General features: G+C 72.7%; 16 protein-coding genes. 6 read left to right on the forward strand and 10 right to left on the reverse strand.

The window, feature by feature from the left end:
* Window positions 1-161: 161 nt before the first annotated feature.
* Window positions 162-827: an HAD family hydrolase gene (locus ABZ478_RS00005; protein ID WP_359544224.1), complete on the forward strand. Its 666-nt coding sequence runs from the start codon at window positions 162-164 to the stop codon at window positions 825-827.
* Window positions 828-870: 43 nt separating this feature from the next.
* Here ABZ478_RS00005 and ABZ478_RS00010 read toward each other — a convergent pair whose 3' ends face one another.
* Window positions 871-1,437: a DJ-1/PfpI family protein gene (locus ABZ478_RS00010; RefSeq protein ID WP_359544225.1), complete on the reverse strand. Its 567-nt coding sequence runs from the start codon at window positions 1,435-1,437 to the stop codon at window positions 871-873.
* Between the two features lie 642 nt (window positions 1,438-2,079).
* Between ABZ478_RS00010 and ABZ478_RS00015 the strand changes: the two genes are divergently transcribed.
* Both ABZ478_RS00015 and ABZ478_RS00020 read left to right on the forward strand, forming a co-directional pair.
* Window positions 2,080-7,029: an NAD-glutamate dehydrogenase gene (locus ABZ478_RS00015; RefSeq protein ID WP_359544226.1), complete on the forward strand. Its 4,950-nt coding sequence runs from the start codon at window positions 2,080-2,082 to the stop codon at window positions 7,027-7,029.
* A 175-nt stretch (window positions 7,030-7,204) separates the two neighbouring features.
* Entirely contained in the window at window positions 7,205-8,671 is a 1,467-nt protein-coding gene (locus ABZ478_RS00020) for a hypothetical protein (protein ID WP_359544971.1), read from the forward strand.
* A gap of 280 nt (window positions 8,672-8,951) precedes the next feature.
* Here the strand turns inward: ABZ478_RS00020 and ABZ478_RS00025 are convergent, their stop codons facing one another.
* The 4 genes from ABZ478_RS00025 to ABZ478_RS00040 all read right to left on the reverse strand — a co-directional run bounded on the left by ABZ478_RS00025 (window position 8,952) and on the right by ABZ478_RS00040 (window position 14,718).
* On the reverse strand, window positions 8,952-10,616 hold the full coding sequence (locus ABZ478_RS00025) for a glycosyltransferase family 2 protein (protein WP_359544227.1): 1,665 nt from the start codon (window positions 10,614-10,616) through the stop codon (window positions 8,952-8,954).
* Complete coding sequence (locus tag ABZ478_RS00030; protein ID WP_359544228.1) at window positions 10,613-12,808, reverse strand: CDP-glycerol glycerophosphotransferase family protein; 2,196 nt, start codon at window positions 12,806-12,808, stop codon at window positions 10,613-10,615. Before ABZ478_RS00030 ends, ABZ478_RS00025 begins: the two co-directional genes overlap by 4 nt.
* Window positions 12,809-12,959: 151 nt before the next feature.
* Complete coding sequence (locus ABZ478_RS00035) at window positions 12,960-13,817, reverse strand: ABC transporter ATP-binding protein (RefSeq protein WP_359544229.1); 858 nt, start codon at window positions 13,815-13,817, stop codon at window positions 12,960-12,962.
* Window positions 13,810-14,718 (reverse strand): ABC transporter permease, encoded by a 909-nt coding sequence (locus tag ABZ478_RS00040; RefSeq protein WP_359544230.1) that lies wholly within the window; start codon window positions 14,716-14,718, stop codon window positions 13,810-13,812. The genes ABZ478_RS00035 and ABZ478_RS00040 overlap by 8 nt, the downstream gene beginning before the upstream one ends.
* A gap of 199 nt (window positions 14,719-14,917) precedes the next feature.
* On the opposite strand from ABZ478_RS00040, the gene ABZ478_RS00045 reads away from it, so the two are divergent.
* The gene (locus ABZ478_RS00045; RefSeq protein ID WP_359544231.1) at window positions 14,918-15,544 is read left to right on the forward strand and encodes a TetR/AcrR family transcriptional regulator; all 627 of its coding nucleotides are present in this window, start codon (window positions 14,918-14,920) and stop codon (window positions 15,542-15,544) included.
* A gap of 43 nt (window positions 15,545-15,587) precedes the next feature.
* Here ABZ478_RS00045 and galE read toward each other — a convergent pair whose 3' ends face one another.
* The 3 genes from galE to ABZ478_RS00060 all read right to left on the reverse strand — a co-directional run bounded on the left by galE (window position 15,588) and on the right by ABZ478_RS00060 (window position 19,555).
* On the reverse strand, window positions 15,588-16,568 hold the full coding sequence (galE, locus tag ABZ478_RS00050) for a UDP-glucose 4-epimerase GalE (RefSeq protein WP_359544232.1): 981 nt from the start codon (window positions 16,566-16,568) through the stop codon (window positions 15,588-15,590).
* A 61-nt stretch (window positions 16,569-16,629) separates the two neighbouring features.
* Window positions 16,630-18,240, reverse strand: coding sequence for a glycosyltransferase family 2 protein (locus ABZ478_RS00055; RefSeq protein WP_359544233.1), 1,611 nt, complete (start codon window positions 18,238-18,240; stop codon window positions 16,630-16,632).
* A gap of 43 nt (window positions 18,241-18,283) precedes the next feature.
* The gene (locus ABZ478_RS00060) at window positions 18,284-19,555 is read right to left on the reverse strand and encodes a glycosyltransferase family 87 protein (protein WP_359544234.1); all 1,272 of its coding nucleotides are present in this window, start codon (window positions 19,553-19,555) and stop codon (window positions 18,284-18,286) included.
* Between the two features lie 145 nt (window positions 19,556-19,700).
* Here ABZ478_RS00060 and ABZ478_RS00065 point away from each other — a divergent pair, with 145 nt between their 5' ends.
* A complete protein-coding gene (locus ABZ478_RS00065) occupies window positions 19,701-21,245 on the forward strand; it encodes a glycosyltransferase family 39 protein (protein WP_359544235.1) in 1,545 nt (514 codons plus the stop codon).
* Here ABZ478_RS00065 and ABZ478_RS00070 read toward each other — a convergent pair.
* Window positions 21,193-21,702, reverse strand: a complete 510-nt coding sequence (locus ABZ478_RS00070) for a MarR family transcriptional regulator (RefSeq protein ID WP_359544236.1) — start codon at window positions 21,700-21,702, stop codon at window positions 21,193-21,195. The two genes, ABZ478_RS00065 and ABZ478_RS00070, sit on opposite strands and share 53 nt — an antisense overlap.
* Window positions 21,703-21,827: 125 nt before the next feature.
* On the opposite strand from ABZ478_RS00070, the gene ABZ478_RS00075 reads away from it, so the two are divergent.
* Window positions 21,828-22,241 (forward strand): organic hydroperoxide resistance protein, encoded by a 414-nt coding sequence (locus ABZ478_RS00075; RefSeq protein ID WP_359544237.1) that lies wholly within the window; start codon window positions 21,828-21,830, stop codon window positions 22,239-22,241.
* 9 nt (window positions 22,242-22,250) lie between these two features.
* Here the strand turns inward: ABZ478_RS00075 and ABZ478_RS00080 are convergent, their stop codons facing one another.
* Window positions 22,251-24,491, reverse strand: a complete 2,241-nt coding sequence (locus tag ABZ478_RS00080; RefSeq protein WP_359544238.1) for a CDP-glycerol glycerophosphotransferase family protein — start codon at window positions 24,489-24,491, stop codon at window positions 22,251-22,253.
* Window positions 24,492-24,494: the final 3 nt, after the last annotated feature.

The following is a 24,494-nucleotide window of genomic DNA, read 5'->3' on the forward strand; positions in this document are numbered from 1 at the left end:
CGATCCGAGAACCGACCAACCTCCGACGACTTCACCTGACCCGGCCTTGGCACAACCCATCCAACGACCAGGCCCCAACAAAGTCACCGGTATTGGGCCTAGGCCCGCTGTCCGGGTCCGGCCGGCCTTGGTTGTCAGTGGGTGCGGGTACCGTCTTGGACATGGGGATGCACGCAGGCTCGCACATCGTCTGGGACTGGAACGGAACCCTGTTCCACGACAATGAGGCGATCATCGGGGCGACGAACGCGGCCTTCGCCGAGCTGGGGCTGGCGCCGATCACGCTGGAGCAGTACCGGGCGCTGTACTGCGTGCCGGTGCCGAAGTTCTACGAGCGGCTGCTCGGGCGGCTGCCCACGGACGCCGAGTGGGAGCTGATGGACGGCGTCTTCCACCGGTACTACACGGAGCACCGGGTGCGGTGCGGGCTGACCGAGGGCGCGGCCGAGCTGCTCGCCGGCTGGCGGTCCGAGGGCAACAGCCAGTCGCTGCTGAGCATGTACGGCCACGAGGAACTGGTACCGCTGGTGCGGGGCCTCGGCATCGAGGCGCACTTCCTGCGGGTGGACGGACGCACGGGGCCGTCCGGCGGCAGCAAGGCCGAGCACATGGTGCGGCATCTGCAGGCGCTGACCGGGGTGCGGGCCACGCGGACCGTGGTGATCGGTGACGCGGCGGACGACGCGGTGGCCGCACGGCACGTGGGGGCGCGGGCGGTGCTGTACACCGGCGGGTCGCACAGCAGGGCCAGCCTGGAGGAAGTCGGGGTCCCGGTGGTGGACACGCTGGCCGAGGCGGTCGCGGAGGCACAGCGAATAGCGGCGTGAGCGGAGCCGGGTGCCGGTGCCCCGCGCCACGGCGGGGCGGTCGTCACGTCACCGGGGCTTTGGCCCTCAGTACCGTCAGGAACTCCCGCATCCAGGTCGGGTGGTCCGGCCAGGCGCGGGCCGAGACCAGGGTGCCGTCGACCACCGTCTCGGTGTCCTCGAAGTGGGCCCCGGCGGCCTGCATGTCGAGTTCCAGGGCGGGATAGGCGGTCACCCTCCGGCCGCTGAGGCTGTCGACCGCGGCGGTGAGCAGGGGGCCGTGGCAGATCTGGGCGACCGGCTTGTCCGCGTCGAAGAACGCCTTGAGGATCTTGCGCAGCTCGGGATCGTTGCGCAGGTACTCGGGGGCGCGGCCGCCGGGGATGACGAGGGCCGCGTACTGACCGGGGTCGACCTCGGCGAAGGAGAGGTCGGCGGGCCAGGTGTATCCGGGTTTCTCGGTGTAGGTGTCGAAGCCGGGCTCGAAGTCGTGGACGACGAAACGGAGCGTCTTGCGGGCGGGGGCCGCGATGTGGACGTCGTAGCCTTCCTCGCGCAGGCGCTGGTAGGGGTAGAGGACCTCCAGGGACTCCGCTGCGTCGCCGGTGATGATGAGGATCTTCGCGGGCATGTCGGCTCCTCCTGGGCGGGCACGGCCCCCCTGCACGGGGACGAGCGCTGTCCTGGGCAAGGTGCCCGCACCGGGCGCGCTTGCCAAGAGGGCCCGTCGCTTTCAGGGTGCGGCCCACCGCACCGCGACGCGACCCGGTACCCCGGCCGGCGGCCTGCCGGCGCCGTGCCCGCACTTCGCCCGCCGCCGGATACGCCACTCGTCGCCGCCCCACCCCTGTGCAGAACGTCAAACTTCACCCCCCGGTTTTGTACACATACGGCTCATGACGACCCCCGGGTGAGGAGCGATAGCCTTGTGGCGTGATCAGCGCGATAGCTCGCGGGGGCAACGCCGCCCCTGCCCCGCGCCCGGGTTGCACGGAGCACCTCCGTGACCGGGCGGCGGTCGCTGGTCTTCGCGGGCGGGCCGGGGGCGCCGAAGCCCCTGGGATGCCGAGGACGGCCCAGGAGCCGGCGGCGCCGAGACCGGCGTCACATCCGGCGGGCACGTCGAAAATGGCCGAATACCCCCCGCTCTTCTCACCTCGCGGCATAGCGTCGGATCGGACCGGACACCCCGGGCCGTGGCGTCGAGCCGGAGGGAAAGAGACCGTATTTCCTTCTACGTCACGCAACGGCGCGCGACAGGAGCCAGAGGACAATGCAGACCAAGCTGGACGAAGCCAAGGCCGAGCTGCTCGAACGGGCGGCCCGGGTAGCTGAGAACAGCCCGGTCGGGGGGCACCTACCGACCGGGACGACGGCGACGGGCGAGGGCGCGGCCGGTGCCCCCGACAGTGAAGCCGGGCACGCGTTCCTCCAGCGCTACTACCTGCACACCGCCCCGGAAGACCTCTCGGACCGCGACCCGGACGACGTCTTCGGCGCGGCGGCCTCGCACTACCGGCTCGCCGAGACCCGGCCGCAGGGCACCGCCAACGTCCGGGTGCACACCCCGACGGTGGAGGAGAACGGCTGGACCTGCAGCCACACCGTCGTGGAGGTCGTCACCGACGACATGCCCTTCCTCGTCGACTCGGTCACCAACGAGCTGACCCGCCAGGGCCGCGGCATCCACGTCGTCATCCACCCGCAGTTCGTCGTCCGGCGCGACGTCACCGGCAAGCTGATCCAGGTTCTGCCGACCGCGCCCACCGGCGACCTCCCGCACGACGCGCACATCGAGTCCTGGATCCACGTCGAGATCGACCGGGAGACCGACCGCGCCGACCTGAAGCAGATCACCGCCGATCTGCTGCGCGTCCTGTCGGACGTCAGGGAGGCCGTCGAGGACTGGGAGAAGATGCGCGACGCGGCCGGCCGGATCGCGGACAGCCTGGAGAGCGAGCCGCTGCCGGGCGACCTGCCCGGCGCCGAGGCCGAGGAGGCCCGCGAGCTGCTGCGCTGGCTCTCCGCCGACCACTTCACCTTCCTCGGCTACCGCGAGTACGAGCTGCGCGGTGACGACTGCCTGGCCGCCGTGCCCGGCACCGGTCTCGGCATACTGCGCGCGGACCCGCACCACTCCGAGGACGACCAGCACCCGGTCAGCCCCTCGTTCGAGCGGCTGCCCGCCGACGCCCGCGCCAAGGCCCGTGAGCACAAGCTGCTCGTGCTGACCAAGGCCAACAGCCGCGCCACCGTGCACCGGCCGTCGTACCTGGACTACATCGGCGTCAAGAAGTTCGACGCGGACGGCAACGTCGTCGGCGAGCGCCGCTTCCTCGGCCTGTTCTCCTCCGCCGCCTACACCGAGTCGGTCCGCCGGGTCCCGGTCATCCGGCGCAGGGTCGCCGAGGTCCTGCAGCGCGCCGGCTTCTCGCCGGAGAGCCACGACGGCCGCGACCTGCTCCAGATCCTGGAGACCTACCCGCGCGACGAGCTGTTCCAGACCCCGGTCGCCGAGCTGCAGTCCATCGCGACGAGCGTCCTGTACCTCCAGGAGCGCCGCCGGCTGCGGCTGTACCTGCGGCAGGACGAGTACGGCCGCTACTACTCGGCCCTCGTCTACCTCCCGCGCGACCGCTACACCACCGGCGTCCGGCTGCGGATCATCGACATCCTGAAGGAGGAGCTCGGCGGCATCAGCGTCGACTTCACCGCCTGGAACACCGAGTCGATCCTGTCCCGGCTGCACTTCGTCGTCCGGGTCCCGGCGGGCACCGAGCTGCCCGAGCTGTCGGACGCGGACAAGGAGCGCATCGAGGCCCGGCTGGTCGAGGCCGCCCGCTCCTGGGCCGACGCGTTCGCCGAGGCGCTCAACGCCGAGCTGGGCGAGGAGCACGCCGCCGAACTGCTGCGCCGCTACAACAACGCCTTCACCGAGGGCTACAAGGCCGACCACAGCCCGCGCGCGGCGGTCGCCGACCTGGTCCACCTGGAGCGGCTCAGCGAGGAGAAGGGCCACAACTTCTCCCTCAGCCTGTACGAGCCGGTCGGCGCCGCCCCCGACGAGCGCCGCTTCAAGATCTACCGCAGGGGCGACTCGGTCTCCCTGTCCGCCGTCCTGCCGGTGCTCCAGCGGCTCGGTGTGGAGGTCGTGGACGAGCGGCCGTACGAGCTGCGCTGCGCGGACCGCACCACCGCCTGGATCTACGACTTCGGCCTGCGCATGCCCAAGTCGCCGGCCGGCACCGACCACTTCGGCGACGACGCACGCGAGCGCGTCCAGGAGGCCTTCGCCGCCACCTGGACCGGCAAGGCGGAGAACGACGGCTTCAACGCCCTCGTACTGAGCGCCGGGCTGACCTGGCGGCAGGCCGTGGTGCTGCGCGCGTACGCCAAGTACCTGCGGCAGGCCGGATCCACCTTCAGCCAGGACTACATGGAGGACACCCTCCGCGACAACGTCCACACCACCCGGCTGCTCGTCTCCCTGTTCGAGGCGCGGATGTCCCCGGACCGGCAGAAGGCCGGGTCGGAGATCACCGACGCCCTGCTGGAGGAGTTGGACGCGGCCCTGGACCAGGTGGCGAGCCTCGACGAGGACCGCATCCTGCGTTCCTTCCTGACCGTCATCAAGGCCACCCTGCGCACGAACTTCTTCCAGGAGGCGCGCAGCGGCGAGCCGCACGACTACGTCTCCATGAAGTTCGACCCGCAGGCCATCCCGGACCTGCCCGCGCCGCGCCCGGCGTACGAGATCTGGGTGTACTCGCCGCGGGTGGAGGGCGTGCACCTGCGCTTCGGCAAGGTCGCCCGAGGCGGCCTGCGCTGGTCCGACCGCCGTGAGGACTTCCGCACCGAGATCCTCGGCCTGGTCAAGGCGCAGATGGTGAAGAACACCGTCATCGTGCCGGTCGGCGCCAAGGGCGGCTTCGTCGCCAAGCAGCTCCCGGACCCGAGCGTGGACCGGGACGCGTGGCTGGCCGAGGGCATCGCCAGCTACAAGACGTTCATCTCGGCGCTGCTCGACATCACCGACAACATGGTGGCCGGCGAGGTCGTTCCGCCGCAGGACGTCGTACGGCACGACGGCGACGACACCTACCTGGTGGTCGCGGCCGACAAGGGCACGGCGACGTTCTCGGACATCGCCAACGAGGTCGCCGAGAAGTACCACTTCTGGCTCGGCGACGCCTTCGCCTCCGGCGGTTCGGCCGGCTACGACCACAAGGGCATGGGCATCACCGCGCGCGGCGCCTGGGAGTCCGTGAAGCGGCACTTCCGCGAGCTGGGCCTGGACACGCAGAGCGAGGAATTCACGGTCGTCGGCGTCGGCGACATGTCCGGTGACGTGTTCGGCAACGGCATGCTGCTCTCCGAGCACATCCGCCTGGTCGCCGCCTTCGACCACCGGCACATCTTCATCGACCCGAACCCGGACGCGGCCACCTCCTACGCCGAGCGCCGCCGCCTGTTCGAGCTGCCCCGCTCCAGCTGGGCCGACTACGACACCGAGCTGCTCTCGGCGGGCGGCGGGATCTTCCCGCGCACCGCGAAGGCGATCACGCTCAACGCTCACATCCGCCAGGCCCTGGGCATCGAGGAGAAGATCTCCAAGATGACGCCGGCCGACCTGATGAAGGCGATCCTGCACAGCCCGGTGGACCTCCTGTGGAACGGCGGCATCGGCACGTACGTGAAGTCGTCGGCGGAGTCGAACGCCGACGTCGGCGACAAGGCCAACGACGCCATCCGCGTCGACGGCAGCGACCTGCGCGTCAAGGTCGTCGGCGAGGGCGGCAACCTGGGCCTGACCCAGCTCGGCCGCATCGAGTTCGCGCTGCACGGCGGCCGGATCAACACCGACGCGATCGACAACAGCGCCGGCGTGGACACCTCCGACCACGAGGTGAACATCAAGATCCTGCTCAACGGGCTGGTCACGGACGGCGACATGACCGTCAAGCAGCGCAACAAGCTGCTCGCCGAGATGACCGACGAGGTCGGCGGCCTGGTGCTGCGCAACAACTACGCGCAGAACACGGCGATCGCCAACGCCCTCGCCCAGTCCAAGGACATGCTGCACGCGCAGCAGCGGTTCATCCGCCACATGGTCCGCGAGGGCCACCTCGACCGGGCGCTGGAGTTCCTGCCCACCGACCGCCAGATCCGCGAACGCCTCACCCAGGGCCAGGGCCTGACCGGCCCGGAGACGGCCGTGCTGCTGGCGTACACGAAGATCACGGTCGCCGAGGAGCTGCTGCACACCTCGCTGCCGGACGACCCGTACCTGCGCACCCTGCTGCACGCCTACTTCCCGACGGCGCTGCGCGAGCGGTTCCCGGACGGCATCGACAGCCACCCGCTGCACCGTGAGATCACCACGACCGTGCTGGTCAACGACACGGTCAACACGGGAGGTACGACCTATCTGCACCGGCTGCGCGAGGAGACCGGAGCCTCGCTGGAGGAGATCGTCCGCGCCCAGACCGCGGCCCGCGCGATCTTCTGCTCGGCGCCGGTGTGGGACGCGGTGGAGGAGCTGGACAACAAGGTCGAGGCGGCCGTCCAGACCCGCATCCGGCTGCACTCGCGCCGTCTGGTCGAGCGCGGCACGCGCTGGCTGCTGAACAACCGGCCGCAGCCGCTTCAGCTCGCCGAGACGGTGGACTTCTTCGCCGAGCGGGTCGAGCAGGTCTGGCAGCAGCTTCCGAAGCTGCTGCGGGGCGCGGACCAGGAGTGGTACCAGCACGTGTTCGACGAGCTGTCCGACGCCGGGGTCCCGGACGAGCTGGCCACCCGCGTGGCCGGGTTCTCCTCCGCCTTCCCGGCGCTCGACATCGTCTCGGTGGCCGACCGCATGGGCAAGGAGCCGCTGGACGTCGCCGAGGTGTACTACGACCTCGCCGACCGGCTCGGCATCAGCCAGCTCATGGACCGCATCATCGAGCTGCCGCGCAACGACCGCTGGCAGTCCATGGCCCGCGCGGCGATCCGCGAGGACCTGTACGCCGCGCACGCCGCGCTGACCGCCGACGTCCTGGCCGTCGGCAACGGCACCTCCACGCCGGAGCAGCGCTTCGACCTGTGGGAGCAGAAGAACGCCGCGCTGCTCTCCCGCGCGCGCACCACCCTGGTGGAGATCCGCGGTTCCGACGAGTTCGACCTCGCGAACCTGTCGGTGGCGATGCGGACCATGCGGACGCTGCTGCGCTCGCACTCGTAGCCGCGGCGGTGGCCGTACGGCTGCAGCAGGCGCCCCGGGCCGGTCCAGGCCCGGGGCGCCTGCTTTCCGGCCTCCTCGGCCGAATACTGCGCTTCCGGGCCAACGGGACATTTCCGATAGGGTCTGGGCTGTGACAGCGACCTCTCCGAGAACCGCCCGGCAGCGGTCGCGCGGGATGCGCGCCGCGCCGCCCGGCGCCGCACGGGCACTCCCCACGGTCGCCGCGGCGCTCGTGCTGGTCCTGATGCTCCTGGTGATCGTCCGTCTGCCCTGGGCGGGCGATCTCGGCATGCACGCGGCGACCGTGCAGCGACTGCGGCACAGTCTGCTGCACCCGGGTAACCCGCTGGTCGACGCCGACACACCGAGCCCGTACTACTCGCCCTGGATGCTGCTGCTGGGCTGTCTCGCCCGGGTGACCGGCCTGTCGGTGTTCAACGTGCTGCGGGCCGGCGCACTCGTCGGGCTGGGGCTGCTGGCCACCGGTGTGTGGCGCTACGTCCGCACCCTCAGCGCCCATCGCGCGGCGCCCGCCCTGGCGTTCCTGAGCCTGGTCCTCCTGTGGGGCCCGCTCCTGTTCAACTGGAGCGGCTTCCTCGGCCTCAACTCCCTCGCGCTGACGGTGTCGTACCCCAGCGTCCTCGCCCTCGGGCTGTCGTTCCACCTCTGGGCGTCGCTCACCCGGGCACTGCGCTCCGGGGCCGGCTGGGGCGGATGGCTCGGTCTCGGCGCGCTCTGGGCGCTGATCCTGCTGTGCCACCAGTTCACCGGAGTCGTGGCGTCCCTCGGCGCGCTGGCCACGGTGATCGCCGCACGGCCGGGCCGGCCCGAGCTGCCGCGGCTCGGTGCGGCGGTCGCCCTCGGTCTGGTGCTGCTGGGTGCGTGGCCGTACTACGACTTCTTCGCGCTGTTCTCCGCGGGCGCCGGTCTCGAGGCGATCCACCGGTCGCTGTACGGGCATCTGGCCGGGCGGTTCGGGCTGGTCCTGCTCGGGGTGATGGCCCTGGGGGCGCGGTGGCGGCGGGACCGTCGGGACCCCCTGGTGCTGTTCTTCCTGCTCGGTGCGCTGGTGTTCGCCGCGGGCGGGCTGACCGGGCACTACTCGTGGGGACGGGCGCTGCCCGCCGCGCTGATCCCGGCCCAGCTCGCGGCCGCGCTGGAGGCCGTGTCGGCGGGGAGGCGGGCGGTACGGGCCGCATGGGCCGGTGCGCTGGGCGCCGCGCTGCTGGCGGGGGCGTGGACGCAGGCCGGAATGCTCGGGTACGTGGCGGATCGGGACGCGCTGCCGGGCGTGGTCGCGGCGAAGTACCGGGCGCCGTGGGCCGGGTACCACTGGGTCACGCCGTGGGTGAGGTACGGGGACGTGGTGATGGCGCGCACGATGGCCTCTCGGCAGATTCCGGCGTACGGGGCGTACACGGTGGCCCCTGGGTATCCGGACGTGTTCTTGCCGTCGGCGGGGGCGCGGGAGGCCGCGGAGCGGCGGTATTTCTCGGCGGGGGCGGCTGATTCCGTGCGGCGGGGTGTGTTGCGGGAGTACGGGGTGCGGTGGGTGGTCGGGGGGAGGGGGGACGCGGAGCCGTGGTTGCGGCGGGTGGCTGGGGGGCCTGGGGGGCAGGTGCTGTACGAGGTTGCGCGGTGAGAAGTGAGCGGTGTTGCCGCCATGAGCAGTGAGCGGTGTTGCCCGAGTACGCGGTGTTGGTGCCGGGCGGGGGATGTTTCGCTCTCCCGCGCTTGCGGGGCGCCTCCCCCACTCTCGGCTTCGCTCGAGCGGGGGGACCCCCATCGCCCACCCGTGCCGCCCTGGGGGTCCCCCCAGGCCCTTGAGGCACTGGGGGAGGCACGCATGCCCGCAGCTAAGCGGCTCGGGTGCCCGCAGCGAAGCGGCTCGGGTGCCCGCAGCTACGCCGCACGCATGCCCTTTACTTCAGAAGGCTGGATGCCAAGCGGGCCGCGTTGCGTAGTTTGGGGTGGGAGAGTCTGCGGGTCAGGGGGCGGATCACGTGGGCTGTCAGGGAGCGGGGGTGCCAGCGGATCTGCAGGCGGCCCGGGTTACGGCCTTCGGGTTCGATGGTGAGTTCGTGGGCCGTGAGGCCGGCGCGGTGATCGACCCGGGCCCGCGCCGAGGGGAAGTCCAGGGGGGCCAGCAGCAGGCCCGAGTTGGCCAGACCCTGCTGCGACAGGCGGAGCAGCGGGTGGCGTACGCCGTCGAAGCCCTGAACGGGCAGTGGTGCCGCCGCCAGGTCCAGCCGGGCCCGGCCCTCGAAGACACCCGGTCGCACCGGGTCCAGCCGGAACGGGACCGTCAGACGGCGCCGGCCGGGACTCAGCACCAGGCTCGCGCGCTGCGGTCCCACCGGGAGCCGCAGGCCGGGGTCGAACGTGCGGATGGTGAGGTCGAGGCAGGCGCCGGGCCCCCGGGTCAGCTCGGTGATCTCGTGGCGGAACTGGGCGCTGGTGAACGGCCGGGTGTCCAGCTCCAGGTCGGACACGTCCAGTTCACGGCGGGCCCGGTCGGTCGTGGGGATCGTGTCGCCCCAGTAGGCGGCGCCGGAGGCGTCGGTGGTCACCTGCCGCGGGGCCGCGTTGTGGCCGAGGCCGCGTGCCGCCAGCCGGACGTCGGACAGGCGCCCGTCGCGCAGCAGCTCGAGCACCACCCGCTCCGGGCGGGGCAGCCGGACGAAGGCGCCGTCCGCGAGCGTGTCCAGGTACGGGTTCATGATCTGCGCGAAGTCCCCGAGCCACGCGTCGTCCCGGTACGGCAGGTCGCCCGCGTACATCCGGAAGTCGTGCTTGAGGAACTTGTAGTCCTTGTCCTCGCGGAGCACCGCGTGCCCGCTCTCGACCAGGAAGTCGTCGATCAGGCGCTGGACGTGCACCCGGTCGCGGACGTTGGAGATCTTGTGCCGCTGGTTGGAGATGGACGCCGCCGCCTGCGCGGCGAACGGCTCGATGTACCAGACGTACACCGGGTCCGGGATGATCGTGAACGCCTTCGCCAGGCAGTAGGCCTGCGCCGAGAACAACTGGTCCTCGTAGTGGATGCCCTCGGGGAAGCGGAGCCCGTGGCGGTCCAGGAACGCCCGGGAGTACATCTTGCTCGTCGACAGGTGCTCGAACAGCAGCCGCGGGTCGGCCTCGATGCCGTCCAGTGTGCGGTGTTCGGCGACCAGGTGCGGCATCCAGGTCGAGCGGCGCCCGTTGTCCACCCGTACCCGGCGTACCGCGCCCATGACGAAGTCCACCTCGCGCTCGCGGTGCGCGGCGAGCAGCGACTCGACGGCGCGGGGCGGGAGTTCGTCGTCGCTGTCCAGGAACATCAGGTACGGCGCCCGGGCGACCTCGATGGCCCGGTTGCGCGGTGCGCTGCAGCCGCCGCTGTTCCGCGGCAGCCGGAGGTAGCGGATGCGGTGGTCCCGGGCGGCCAGCTCCCGTGCCACGGCGGGCGTGTCGTCGGTGGAGTGGTCGTCGCTGATGACGATCTCGATGTTGGCGTGGGTCTGGGCGCGCAGGGAGGCGACCGCGCGGGGGAGGCGGGCCGCGTCGTTGAAGACGATGACGGTGACCGTGACGTCGGGGAGCGTCATGCGCCGGCCTCCTCGGGGCTCGGGGCGGGGGTGCGTTCCGCCAGTGGGATCACCGGGGGCAGGGCCTCCTCGGGTTCGCCGAGGAAGACCCGTCGTACGACCCGCTCGGCGGCGCGTCCGTCGTCGTACTCGCAGAACCGGCGCCGGAAGGCGGCCCGCGCCTTGGCCGCGCTCTCGTCGCGCCAGGCACCCGAGGTGAGGATCTCGGTCAGCTCCTCCTGGGTGCGGGCGACCTGGCCGGGGTGGTCGGCCATCAGGTCGAAGTAGACGCCCCGGGTGGTGCGGTACGTCTCCCAGTCGTCGGCGTGGATCACGATCGGCCGGTCCAGGTTGGCGTAGTCGAACATGATCGACGAGTAGTCCGTGACCAGCGCGTCGGCGGCCAGGCACAGCTCCTCGACCGGGTCGTAGGAGGAGACGTCGATGATCCGGCCGGACCGGCGCAGCCCGGTGAGCGGGGAGGCGGCGCCGCCGTAGAAGTAGTGGGCGCGGACCAGCAGGACCGTGTTGTCGCCGAGCCGGTCGGCCAGGGCGGCGAGATCGAGCCGGGGGGTGAAGCCGGCCTCGTAGTCACGGTGGGTGGGGGCGTAGAGGACGGCGGTCGCGCCGGGGGCGATGCCCAGCCGCTCACGGGCGGCGCGGACCTCGGCGGCGCCGCTCGTGCAGAAGACGTCGTTGCGCGGATAGCCGTGGTCCAGCGACGTGTAGCGGGCCGGGTACGCGCGCTCCCACATACGGGTGGAGTGGCTGTTGGAGCTGACGCTGTAGTCCCACTTGTCGACGCGGGCCAGCAGGGCGGCGAAGTCCAGGCCCTTGGCGGCGGCCGGGTGGTCGCGCTGGTCCAGGCCCATGCGCTTGAGCGGGGTGCCGTGGTGGGTCTGGAGGTGGACCGCTCCGGGGCGCTTGACCACCGCGTTGGGGAAGTTGACGTTGTTCGTCAGGTACTTGGCGGTGGCCAGCGTCTCCCAGTAGCGGCGGGTGCCGGGGATCACGTGGTCGGTGCCGGGCGGCAGCAGGGCCGCGTTCTCCTGGTTCACCACCCACACCCGGCGGATGTGCGGGGCGAGCTCGCCGAGCCGGGCGGCGATCGCGGCCGGGTTGCAGGCGACCCCGCGCTCCCAGTAGGCGGCGAACACGGCCAGTTCGGGGTCGACCGGGCGGCTCAGCGCCCTGCGGTACTGCTGGTCGCGGACCTTCGTGCCCAGTTGCCGCTTGCGGTCGCGTACCGCCTTCCGGGCCGCGCGCCGGGTGCGGTTGGCGGCCTGGAAGGCGCGGTACCTGGTGTACGCGCCGTCCTCCAGCAGCGTGTGCCGGACGCCCTCGAGGCCGGCCGGGCGGCGGTGGTTCTCGGGGCGCCAGCGGACCGCGGCCAGCGAGGCCCGGCGGAAGAACTCGCGGGCCACCGGGTCGGGCAGGTCCTCCCGGGCGAAGGTGCGCAGCAGGTCGCGGACCATCAGGTCGTACAGCACCGCGCGGGCCGCGCGGCGGTCCCTGGTGAGCGGGAGCAGGGACTCGTAGCGGTCGATGAGCGCGTACCGGTCCTCGGGGGCGAGGGGCGGCAGGCTCTCGGGGCGCAGCAGGCGGTCGTCGTACGCCACCTGGTTCAGGCAGGCGACGCGGCCGGCGCGCAGCAGGGCCGCGTAGGCCGCGTACGGCTCGTCGTCGGTGGTGAGCAGGTCCTCGTGGGCCCGCCAGAACCCGGCGCGCAGGGCGCGGGTACCGAGCAGCGGGGCGAGGCGCAGCAGGTCGGCCGCGTCGTCCAGGGCCAGGCCGGCGCGGCCCGCGGCGGCGAGGTGGCGGCCGCCGGGGGACGGTGCCGCCGCGGTCCGCCAGGTGGTGGTGACATGGTCGAAGAGGAGTACGTCGACCGTGTCGTCCAGCTCCGCGGCGCGCTCGGCGACCATCCGGGACGCCCCGGCGGGCAGACCGTCCTTGGCGTGTACGAAGTGCAGCCAGCGGCCGGACGCCCGGGCCGCCCCCGCCGCCCGGGCCGCTCCGTCACCGGTGCCTTCCGGCAGCGGCACCACGACCGTCTCCGGGGCGTACTGCTCGGCCGTCTCCCGGGCCCAGTCGCCGACCGCCGCGACGATCACCTCGATGTCCGGGAGCGGGCGGGTCTCCAGCGCGGCCAGCAGCTCGGTCAGATGCCCCTGGGTGTTCGGCCCGTGGACGATGACGCTGAGGTGGGGCATCGCGGAGGCTCCTTGGGCTCGCCGTCTCTGGTGGGCACCTTTCATAACATACTGTCACTAGCTGTATGAAAAGGATAACCACGCCCGAGGTAAGAGCTGCGCGGAGGCGGGCCCACTGAGAGAACGACACTCCGCGGGCGGGGTTTCGGCGTCAGGGGGTGGCGGCGGGAGCCTTGGGCGCCGCCTTCTTCGCCGGCTTCCGGGCCGGCTTGTCGCTCTTGTCGCCCGTGAACGCCTCGTACTCCTTCAGGACGTCCTCCGTGGCCCCGTCCATCCGCAGCTCACCGCGCTCCAGCCACAGCACCCGCTCGCAGGTGTCGCGGATGGACTTGTTGTTGTGGCTGACCAGGAAGACCGTGCCCGCGTGCTTGCGCAGCTCGCGGATACGGGCCTCGGAGCGCTTCTGGAACGAACGGTCGCCGGTCGCCAGGGCCTCGTCGATCAGCAGGACGTCGTGGTCCTTGGCGGCGGCGATGGAGAAGCGCAGCCGGGCCGCCATGCCGGAGGAGTAGGTCCGCATCGGCAGGGTGATGAAGTCGCCCTTCTCGTTGATCCCCGAGAACTCGACGATCTCCTGGTAGCGCTGCTTGACCTCCTCCCGGGACATGCCCATGGCCAGTCCGCCGAGGTGGACGTTGCGCTCGCCGGTCAGGTCGTTCATCAGCGCCGCGTTGACGCCGAGGAGCGAGGGCTGGCCGTCGGTGTAGATGTGCCCGTTCTCCACGGGCAGCAGGCCGGCGACCGCCTTCAGCAGCGTCGACTTGCCGGAGCCGTTGGTGCCGATGAGGCCGATCGCCTCACCCTTGTAGGCGACGAACGACACCTTCTTGACCGCGTGCACCTTGCGCACGCCCGCCGCCTTCTCGGCCTGCTTGCGCCGCAGGATGCGGTTGAGGGCGGCGGTGGCGGTGCCGCGCCCGGCGCCGGTGCCGTTTACCCGGTAGACGATGTCGACCCGGTCGGCGACGACGGTGGGGATCTCGCTGGTGGTCCCGGTCTGCTCAGCCACGGCCGTAGGTCTCCTCAGCCTTCCAGAAGTAGATGAAGCCGCCGACCCCGGCGAGCAGGGCCCAGCCCGTCGCGACCGCCCACACGTGCGGGGGCAGGGTGTGGAAGCTGTCGATCAGCGCGAACCGCATCAGGTCGATGTAGACGGCGGCCGGGTTCAGCTCCAGCAGCAGCTTGACGGCGTGCGGCAGGTGATCGTTCTTGTCGATCTTGTCGATGCTCCACATCACGCCGGACACGTACATCCACGTCCGCAGCACGAACGGCATGAGCTGCGCGATGTCGGGGGTCTTCGCGCCCATGCGGGCCACGGCCATCGACACGCCGGCGTTGAACGTGAACTGGAGTACCAGGGCGGGGATCGCCAGCACCCAGGAGGCGGCGACCGGAACGCCGAAGCAGAGCAGGATGACGACCAGGGCGGCCATCGAGAACAGAAGCTGCTGGAGCTGCTGCAGCGCGAAGGAGATCGGCAGCGCGGCGCGCGGGAAGTGCAGGGCGCGGACCAGGCCGAGGTTGCCGGCGATGGCCCGGGTGCCCGCCATGATCGAGCTCTGCGTGAACGTCCAGATGAACACGCCGGTGACCAGGAACGGCACGTAGTCGGGGACGTGCTGCTTGGTGCCGAGCAGGACGCCGAAGATGAAGTAGTAGACCGCCGCGTTCAGCAGCGGGGTCATGACCTGCCAGACCTGGCCGAGCTTCGCCTGGCTGTACTGGGCCGTGAGCTTGGCGGTGGCGAAGGCGGTGATGAAGTGGCGACGCGCCCACAGCTGGCGGACGTACGCCGGCAGGGAGGGGCGGGCGCCGCTGACCGTCAGGCCGTGCCGGGCGGCCAGCGCCGCGAGGTCGTCCTCGGCCGGGACCTGGGTCGGGGGCGGTGTGTGGAGGACCTGACTCACATCCGCTGCTTTCGCTCGGGGGAGGGGGTGCGCCGGCGGTCGCCGGGCCTGGGTGGTCCCCGTCCGTCGTCCGGCGTTTCCTTACGCTTCTCTTCACGTTCTCTTACGTCGGGACGGGACCGTATCGTCGCAACGTGAGAGTAGAACCATCGAACGTCGGAACGCAACCGTTTCGTCGTAACGCCCTATGCTGGTCCGTATGACGACGAACGCCGACGAGACCCCGAAGCGTCCGCGCCGCCGGGCCCCCGCCGGGGCCGCCGTGCTCCGGGAGGACGTGACCGAGGCCATCCGGGCGGCCGTCTTCGAGGAGCTGGCGGCCGTCGGGTACGCCAGGATGTCCATCGAGGGGATCGCGCGGCGGGCGGGCGTCGGCAAGACGGCGGTGTACCGCCGCTGGCGTTCCAAGCTGCACCTGGTGCTGGACGTGGTCTCGGCGATGGCCGTGCTGGGGCTCCCGGTCCCGGACACCGGCTCGCTGGAGGGCGACCTCCGCCTGCTCTACGGCGTCACGTCCCGCGCCCTGCGCCACCCCGTCGCCTCACAGATCATCCCCGACCTCCAGGCGGAGGCGGCCCGCAGCCCGGAGATCGCCGAGGCGCTGCAGAAGGCGGTGCGGGACGGCCAGGACTCGGTGGCCAGCAAGATCGTGGCCGCGGCGGAGCGGCGCGGGGAGGTGCGGTCCGGGGTGGACACCGACCTCGCCCTGGACCTGATCTCCGGGCCCCTGTACTGGCGCTCGGTGGTGATCCGTTCCCCCAAGCTCCCGAAGAACTACCTGGACACCCTGGCCCGAGCCACCGCGGCGGCCCTCACCGCGCTGTGACGGGCCGCCGGGCGACGGCCGGGTCCAGGAGGCCGGGCGCGTCCTAGGAGCGCGCCGCCTCCGGGTGCAGGTACGTCCAGCCCTCCCAGGAGGAGGCGATCATGTCCTGGACGTCGCGCTTGGCCCGCCAGCCCAGTTCGGTGCCGATGCGGTCGGCGGAGCCCACCACGCGGGCCGGGTCGCCGGGGCGGCGGGCGGTGACGGCCGGGGGGCGGTCGTAGCCGGTGACCGCGTTGACGCGGTCGATCATCTCGCGGACCGACACGCCCTCCCCGCGGCCGATGTTGAGGGTCAGGTTGCGGCCCGGGTCGGAGCGCAGGGCGCGCGCGACCGTCACATGGGCCTCGGCCAGGTCGGCCACATGGATGTAGTCGCGGACGCAGGTGCCGTCGGGGGTCGGGTAGTCGTCGCCGAAGATCCGCGGGGGCACGCCCTCGGTGAGCTTCTCGAAGATCATGGGAACGAGGTTGGAGACGCTCGCGTCGGCCAGCGCGGGGGCGGCCGCGCCCGCCACGTTGAAGTAGCGCAGGGACGCGGTCGCGAGCCCGGTCGCCCGGCCCGTCGCCCGGACCAGCCACTCGCCGGCGAGCTTGGTCTCGCCGTACGGGGAGAGCGGGAGGCAGGGGGTCTCCTCCGTGACCAGGTCCACGTCCGGCATGCCGTACACCGCGGCGGACGAGGAGAACACGAAGGACGTGACGTCGGCCGCCACCGCGGCCTCCAGCAGGACGCGCAGGCCCTCCACGTTCTCCCGGTAGTACCGCAGCGGGTGCTCCACCGACTCGCCGACCTGCTTCTTCGCCGCCAGGTGGACGACGCCGGTGACCTCGTGCGCGGCGAGCGTACGCGCCACGGTCCCGGCGTCCAGGATCGAGCCCCGCACCAGGGGCACCTCGTCCGGTACGCGCGCGGCCACACCGGTGGACAGATCGTCGTAGACCACGGTCCGCTCGCCCGCCTCGGTCATCGCACGGACGACGTGCGCTCCGATGTAACCGGCGCCGCCGGTGATCAGCCAGGTCATTTGCGACCGTCCCCTCGTCAGCGGCCGCCGGTGGCGGCCGGCGCTCTTGGTCCCGTGGTTGTCAGTGAAGCAGGCGGCGCAGCCGGTCGCGGGCAACTGTGATGACTCCGTGTGCCCCGGTCGCCACGCGCAGTGCCAGGGCGCCGGAGTGGGTGGCGTACGGCTGGACCAGCAGCACGCCGTGCCGGGCGCTCGGGACGGCGCGCCGGCGCAGCCGCCCGGCGCCCGCGAGGGCGTGCGCGGTGAGGTCGCGGGCCGTGCCGTCCGTGAACCGCACGGTCAGACGCAGGTCCCAGGTGCCCGCCCCGAGCGCGGCCAGGTCGACGGGCACCTCGGCCGCCCAGCTCTCCGCTCCCGCGGGCGCGATGGCCGTCGTGACGCGCTGGGCCGGGCGCCCGTCCTGCCGGGACCGCCACTCCACGTCCAGCTCCCGCGGCCCGGCCGCGGCCAGCCGTCCGTACAGTTCGTGCAGCCGCAGACGAAGCCGGGTGTCCCGCGCGCGCGGGCGCAGCTCGGCGTCCAGCGCGAGGGGGAGGACGCCGATGGGCCGGGCGAGCAGGGGCGCGAGGGTGACCTGGGGCAACTCGGCGGACCAGACGGGCGTGCCGTCGGCGGTGCGGGCGTAGGGCGGGAGCAGCCGGGCGGGGCGGGCGGCGAGTTCCCTGAGGCGGGGCAGGTCGCGCGGCTCGGGCGACTCCAGGACCACCCGGCCGAGCAGCCGTCCGGGGGCCGCCGGGTTCAGCTCCCAGTCGGCCGCGTCGTAGCGCGCGAGGTACGCGCGGGTGTGCGCCCACCACGCGCGCCGGTAGTGCGCGTCGCGCAAGCCCAGTTCGCGCACGTACATGCGCAGCTCGTGGTCGAGGAACTTGGCCCGCGCGGCCCGCGCCGGCACCTTCTGCCCGGCGCTCAGCAGGATGTCGTACGCCAGCGCGCACGCCTCCGTGCGCGCCCGCCAGTTGCCGATGTCCTCGCGGTCCAGGGAGAGCGAGAGCCGCTCGGCCGACCGGCGCACGTGCCACACGTACACGCGGTCCGGTACGAGCGCGACGCGCGGCGCCGCGGCCAGCACGCGCGCGGTGAAGACGAAGTCCTCGTAGAGGAAACGGCCTTCGGGGAAGCGGATGCCGTGCTCGCGCAGGAAGCCGGTCCGGTACAGCTTGTTGACGCACAGGGTGTCGTGGACGAGACGGGGGCGCTCGGAGGGGTGCGCGAGGACGGCGGGCGCCGTGTAGAGCGCCGCCTGCCACGGCTGTTCGCGCCCCGAGGGCAGCTCCCGGCGCACGCAGAGCCCGCCCGCGACCTCGGCGCGCGCCCGGGTGGCGGCAGTCAGCAGCGCCTGCGCCGCGCCGGGTGGCAGCACGTCGTCGCTGTCGAGGAACATCACGTACGGCATCGTCACCGCGTCGATCCCGGTGTTGCGCGGGCTGCCGCAGCCGCCGCTGTTCACACTCCGGCGCACCACCCGCAGCCGGGGCTCCCCGGCGGCCAGCCGGTCCAGCAGCTCGCCGCTGCCGTCCGTCGAGCAGTCGTCCACGGCGATCACCTCGCCGACGGCCGGCCCCTGGGCGAGCGCCGAGCGTACGGCGTCGGTGACGTGGGCGGCGTCGTTGTAACCGATGACGACGACACCGACCTGGGGTGCCGGGTGCGGGTCTCGCGGGTCTGTACTCATGGGGTCCACGGGCCGGGTACGTAGGAAAGTCTGTATTACCCCGTTACAGGCCGCTCAGTGCTCGATCCGGGAGGCGGTCCGAGTCCGGGCGGAGCCGTGTCGGGGGAGCGTGCTCGCCGGCCGGCGGCCGGGCCGAGCGCCACAGCCGGACGAAGGACAGCACGGCGGCCGCCGCCAGCAGCGCGTTACGGGCCAGCATCAGCAGGCAGCCGGTCCAGGTGCCGCCCACCACCTCGCGGTAGAGCATCGGGTAGGCCAGCGAACTGAGCGCGCTCGCCGCGAGGAGCAGCACCGCCACCGGGCGCTGGCTGGTGTGCCGGGAGGTCAGACACACGGCGGCCAGGCCAAGCAGCCAGATCAGGTACTGCGGGCTGATGACCCGGCTGGTGACGGTGAACAGCAGCACCGCGGCGAGCGCGGCGTCGTACGGCGTGGCCGGGCTCCAGTGCCGGGCCCGCAGCCGCCACAGCACCAGCAGCCCGAACGCGGCGGCCGTGAGCCCGAGGGAGAACGTGGCCACGGCGTGCACGTACGGGCCGACCAGCTCGATCGCGCCGTACTGGTAGCGGGGCCGGCCGGGCCAGCCGGCATGGCGTGCCAGGTTGAGCGCGGTGCCGCCGAGCGACTCGATCTGCACGCCCCGCCCGCCCTGCTCCCGCAGGAACGCCAGCGGATCGCTGAACGAGACGGCGAGCAGGGCGAAGCCCAGGCCGCCGCCGGCCGCCGCCCAGCCCCACGCCCCGCGGGTCGCCCGTCCCCGGGGTGTGCCCAGCAGTACCAGCGCCGGCCACACCTTCACCAGCGCGCCCAGCGCCCCGAGGACGCCGCCCGCGCGCGGGGAACGCCCCGACGACAGCAGGGCGGCGACGGCGAGCGCGGTCACCTGCACGTCGTACCGGGCGAGCGGGATGTGCAGCAGCAGCGGCAGACCGCAGATCCACAGGCTCGCGCCGAGCAGGCTGCCGCCGGGCCGCGTCCCGGCCCGGACCAGGGCCACCGCGATCAGCGCGTCCGCTGCCAGCGCCAGGGCCACGAACGACTGGAAGTACGTCAGCCACGGCAGCAGACCCGGCGCCAGCAGCACCACGCCCGCGCCCGGCGGGTACTGCCAGGTGCTGTCGTGGGCCGGGAAGGCGCCGTGCGACAGCACGCCGTACCAGTGGAAGTACAGACGCCACACCTCGCGCGGCACCGCGCCCCCGCCCAGCAGGGGCGAGCTGTCGTGCGTGAGCAGCCACGACATCAGGGCGCGGGTGACGAGCCAGACGGCGGTGAGTGCGAGGACCGGGCCGGGGGTGACACGGAGACGGTTCATCACGCGGGAGCCTAATCCGGGCGGATGGTCTATTCATGTTGATACGCCGTCATTCCCCGGCAAAGATTGGCTAATCGCAAAAGATCAGGCTGTGGTGAACCTCGGGTCTCCTCTGAAGCCGCGGCCGTACGGGGAAGCGACAGCGGTGTCCGCCGGGCCGGCCGCCGCCCCGGCGGGCGGGCCGGGCCGCGCTCGTCGGGCCGCGGCCGTGTGCGCGCCCGCGCTGGTGATGCTCGCGCTCGGCTGCTGGCGGCTCGACCGGGGCGGGATGTGGCGCGACGAGGCCGTCACCTTCCAGGTGGCCCGCCGCACGGTGCCGCAGATCTGGCGGCTGCTGCACGACGTGGACGCGGTGCACGGCCTGTACTACCTCCTCATGCACCCCGTCCTGGCCGTCCACCCCGGCGAGGTCGTTCTCAGGCTGCCGTCCGTGTGCGCGGCGGCGGTGACCGCCGGTCTGGTCGCCGCGCTCGGCGCCCGGCTGGCGCGTCCGCGCGTCGGGCTGTGGGCCGGGCTGCTGTACGCCGTCTCACCGATGGCCGGTCACTACGCGCAGGAGGGCCGCTCGTACGCGCTGGTCGCGGCCGGCGCCACGGCGGCGACGCTGCTGTTCGTGCGGGCCCTGCGCGGCGGTACCTGGTGGGCGTACGGCACGGTCGTCACCCTCACCTGCTGGCTGCACGAGTTCGCGGTGCTGCTGCTGCCCGCCCACGCGCTGTCGCTGGCGCTGGCCCGGGTGGGGCCGCGGGTATGGCGCGGCTGGGGGTGCGCGGCGGCCGTGGCGGGACTCGGGCTGCTGCCGCTGGTGCTGGTGTCCCGGGCCCAGTCGGCGCAGGTGGCGTGGCTGCGACCGCCGACGCGGGCGACGGCGCGCGGGCTGCTGCGCACGTTCCTCGGGCCGACGGACGGGGTGTTCTGGCTGTGTCTGGCCCTGGCCCTGGTGGGACTCCTGGGTCTGGCCGGGCGGCGGGGGGAGCCGGCGTGTGCGGGGGTCGCCGCGCCGCTGGCCGCGGTGCCGCCGCTCGCGCTGATGCTGGTGTCGCAGGTGTCGCCGCTGTACGTCGACCGCTATGTGCTCTACGCCCTGTCGGGGGCGCCGCTGCTGGTGGCGGCCGGGGCCGACCGGCTGCTGTCGCTCCGCGCGCGCGTCCCGCTCGCCACCCTGGCCGGAGCCGTCGCCGTCCTCCTGGCCCTCACCCACCAGCTCCCCCTGCTCCGCGCCGACCGTGACCCGGCGCGCAGACCCGACGACCTCGCCGCCGTCGCCCGGGCCGCCGACCGGAAGCTGCGCCCGGGAGACCCCGTGCTGTTCCTGCCGGCGCAGACGCGGAACGCCGCCCTCACCTACCCAGGGGCCTTCCACGGCGCCCGGGACCTGGCGCTGGCGGAGTCGGCCGCCGAGTCCGGGACCCTCTACGGACGGGAGGCGGGACCGCTGGGTCTGCGCCACCGGATGGCCCGGCTGGAGCGCGTCTGGGTGGTCGCCGACCGGGACGTGCTGGCCGGGCGGTGGACGCCGGGCAGCCCCGTCGAGCGGACGAAGTCAGCCGTGCTGGCGCGGGAGTTCACGCCGGCCGAGGAGTCGGTGCAGGGCGAGGTGGCCGTGCGGCTCTACGTCCGCCGGGCCCTCCCCGGCCTCACTGGTGCCCCGCAGCCTCCGCCAGCGCCGCCGCGTCCAGCGCGCTGGTGAGCCGGTCCAGGCGCTCGCGCAACTCGCCGATCTCCGCCAGCTCGAAGCCGGTGGCCGCCGCGATGCGGCGCGGCACCTCCAGGGCCCGCTCGCGCAGTGCCGCGCCCTGGCCGGTCAGCCGCACCTGCACCGAGCGCTCGTCGTGCGCGCTGCGCTCACGCGTGACGAGACCGGCCGCCTCGAGCCGCTTGACCAGCGGCGACAGCGTCCCGGAGTCGAGCCGCAGATGCTCCCCGAGCTTCTTCACCGGCAGATCGCCGTGCTCCCACAGCACGAGCAGCACCAGGTACTGGGGGTAGGTGAGCCCGAGCTCCTTGAGGATCACGCGGTACACGCCGTTGAAGGCGCGGGACGCCGCGTTCAGGGAGAAGCAGATCTGGCGGTCCAGCCGCAGCCACTCGGAGTCCGGGACGGTTTCGGTGGCCGGCGGGGGCGGCGGGGTCGGCGAGGCGCTCATGGCTCCAGGGTAGCTCTTTCAGGCCATTCAGTTGTGCACAATTTAATCGTGTGCTCTACTTACGGTCGTGAGGCGGCCCGACCGGAGCCGCCGCGACGCCACCGACTTCCAGAGGGATGGTCTTCATGGACGCGCTCTACACCGCCACCGCCACCGCCACCCACGGCCGCGACGGTCGTGCCGTCTCCTCCGACGGCAAGATCGACCTCAAGCTGGCCCCGCCGGTGGAGCTGGGCGGCGACGGCCAGGGCACCAACCCCGAGCAGCTCTTCGCCGCCGGTTACGCCGCCTGCTTCGGCAGCGCCCTCGGCCTCGTCGGCCGTCAGGCGAAGGTCGACGTCACCGACGCCGCGGTGACCGCCGAGGTCGGCATCGGCAAGCAGGGCGAGGGCTTCGGCCTGAAGGTGACGCTGCGCGTGGAGCTGCCCGAGACCGTGGACGAGGCGACCGGCCGCAAGCTGGTCGAGACCGCCCACCAGGTCTGCCCCTACTCCAACGCCACCCGCGGCAACATCGAGGTCGACCTCGTCATCGAGTAGCCGGACCCGTCACCGGCGACCGGCCGGCCTCGCCTTCGGGGCCGGCGACTCGCCGCCGACCGCCTGGCCGGGGATCCGCACGGACCCCGGCCCGGCCGGCATGGACTCGCCGAGCAGCAGCGTCCGTACGACCCGCTCGGCGGCCCGCCCGTCGTCGAACTCGCAGAACCGGGCCCGGAAGTCCGCCCGCAGCCGCCGTGACTCCTCGTCCCGCCATGCCCCGGACGTGAACTGCCGGACCAGCTCGCGGTAGGAACGGGACACATGGCCCGGCGCCTCCGCGGTGATGTCGAGATAGGTGCCCCGGCTCGCGGTGAACGCGGCCCAGTCGTCGGCGTGCACCACGATCGGGCGGTCCAGGACGGCGTAGTCGAACATCAGGGACGAGTAGTCCGTGACCAGGACGTCCGAGGCGAGCATCACCTCCTCGACGTGCGGCTCGTCCGTCGCGTCGACCACGACCCCGCGCCGGGCCAGCTCCGTCAGGCCCATGCCGCGCGCCGGACCGGCCGCCAGCGTCGGGTGCAGCCGCACCACGAGGGTGCTGCCCTCGCCGAGGTCGGCCGCGAACCGCGCCGGGTCGAGCCGGTCCACGTGCCCGCCGCGCCGGTAGTCCCGGCGGGTCGGCGCGTACAGCACCACCGTGTGGTCCGCCGGGATGCCGTGCCGCAGCCGGAAGCCGGCGCCCGCCCCGTCGGCCGCGCCGACCAGCACGTCGTTGCGCGGGCTGCCGGTGCGCACCGAGGTGAAGTGGCAGGGGTAGGCGCGCTCCCAGACCAGCTCCGAATGACGGTTGGCGACCAGGCTGTAGTCCCAGCGGTCGGCCCGGCGAAGCATCTGCGGCACGTCGAAGCCCAGCCGGGCGCCGGGCTTGTCCAGCAGGTCGGCGCCCATGTACTTCAGCGGGGTGCCCTGATGGGTGTGGATGTGCACGCTGCCGGGCCGTTTGGCCAGCGCGCCGGGCCAGTTGACGTCGTTGACGAAGAACTTGGCCCGGGCGGTGATCTCCAGACAGCGCCGTGAGCCCATGAGCACGTGCTCGACGCCGGCCGGCAGCCGCCCGGCCACCTCCTCGTCGCGCACCACCCACACCCCGCGCAGCCCCGGGGCGATCTCCAGCGCCTTGCGGTACACGGCGGCCGGATCGCCCAGCACACCCTGGTGCGAGGACGCCGAGTACACCACCAGGTCCTCGTCCAGCGGCCGGTGCGCGTGCAGCCGGGCCCAGCCGCGCCGGGCCCGGGCGCCGACGGCCCGCCGGGCAGGCCCCGCCCGCCGCACGGCCTCACGTCCGGCCCGGCCCGCCTGCCGCATCAGCAGATAACGCGCGTAGCCGCCCTCCAGCACGGCGGCCTCACCGTCCACGAGGGCGCCCTCGGGCCGGTACCGGCGGAACATCTCCGCGGTGCGCCGGAAGAACTCGGCCCGGTCCGACGGCGGCAGCCGGTCCGGCTTGGCGAGAATGTCCAGGCAGTGCTCGCCCATCTTGCGGTGCAGGTACGGCCGCCAGCCCGCCAGCTCCGGGTGTCCGTCCACGAAGGCGAAGACCCGCTCGTACTGGTCGTGGATGTCGAAGTGCTTGCGGCTGGTGGTGGACAGGATGTTGCCCTGCCTGCGCTGCCGGTAGTTCAGGCAGATCCGGTCCAGCGCGGCGATCCGCCGGGCGCTGAGCATGACCGGGAAGGTCCACGGGGTGTCCTCGTAGTACCCGGGCGGGAACTCGAAGCCGTTCTCCTCGACGAAGTCGCGCCGGTAGACCTTGTTCCACACCACCATCAGCAGGTCCAGGATCTCCGGCCGGCCGGCGGCCGTGAAGGTCTCCGCGCCGGCCCCGGCCAGCACGTGCGCCAGGGCGTTGCGCCGGGTGCCGCCCCACCAGTAGGTGCGCGCGTAGTCGAAGACCAGCACGTCCGGGTCGCCGGCCTCCGCCAGCCGGTCGGCCATGGCGCCCAGCGCGCCCGGGGTGAGCGTGTCGTCGCTGTCCAGGAAGAACAGGTAGTCGCCGGTGGCGTGCGGCAGCCCGGCGTTGCGGGCCCGGCCGAGCCCGGCGTTCTCCGGCAGGTGCAGCACCTTCACCCGCGGGTCACGGGCCGCGTACTCGTCCAGGATCGCGCCGCAGCCGTCCGGGGAGCGGTCGTCCACGGCGATCAGCTCGAAGTCGGCGAAGGACTGCCGCAGCACCGAGTCCAGGCACTCGCGCAGGAAGCCCTGCACCTTGTAGCAGGGGACGATGAGACTGAAACGGGGCACGGG

This window comes from Streptomyces sp. NPDC005706 (genome assembly GCF_040631045.1).
Lineage (GTDB): Bacteria > Actinomycetota > Actinomycetes > Streptomycetales > Streptomycetaceae > Streptomyces.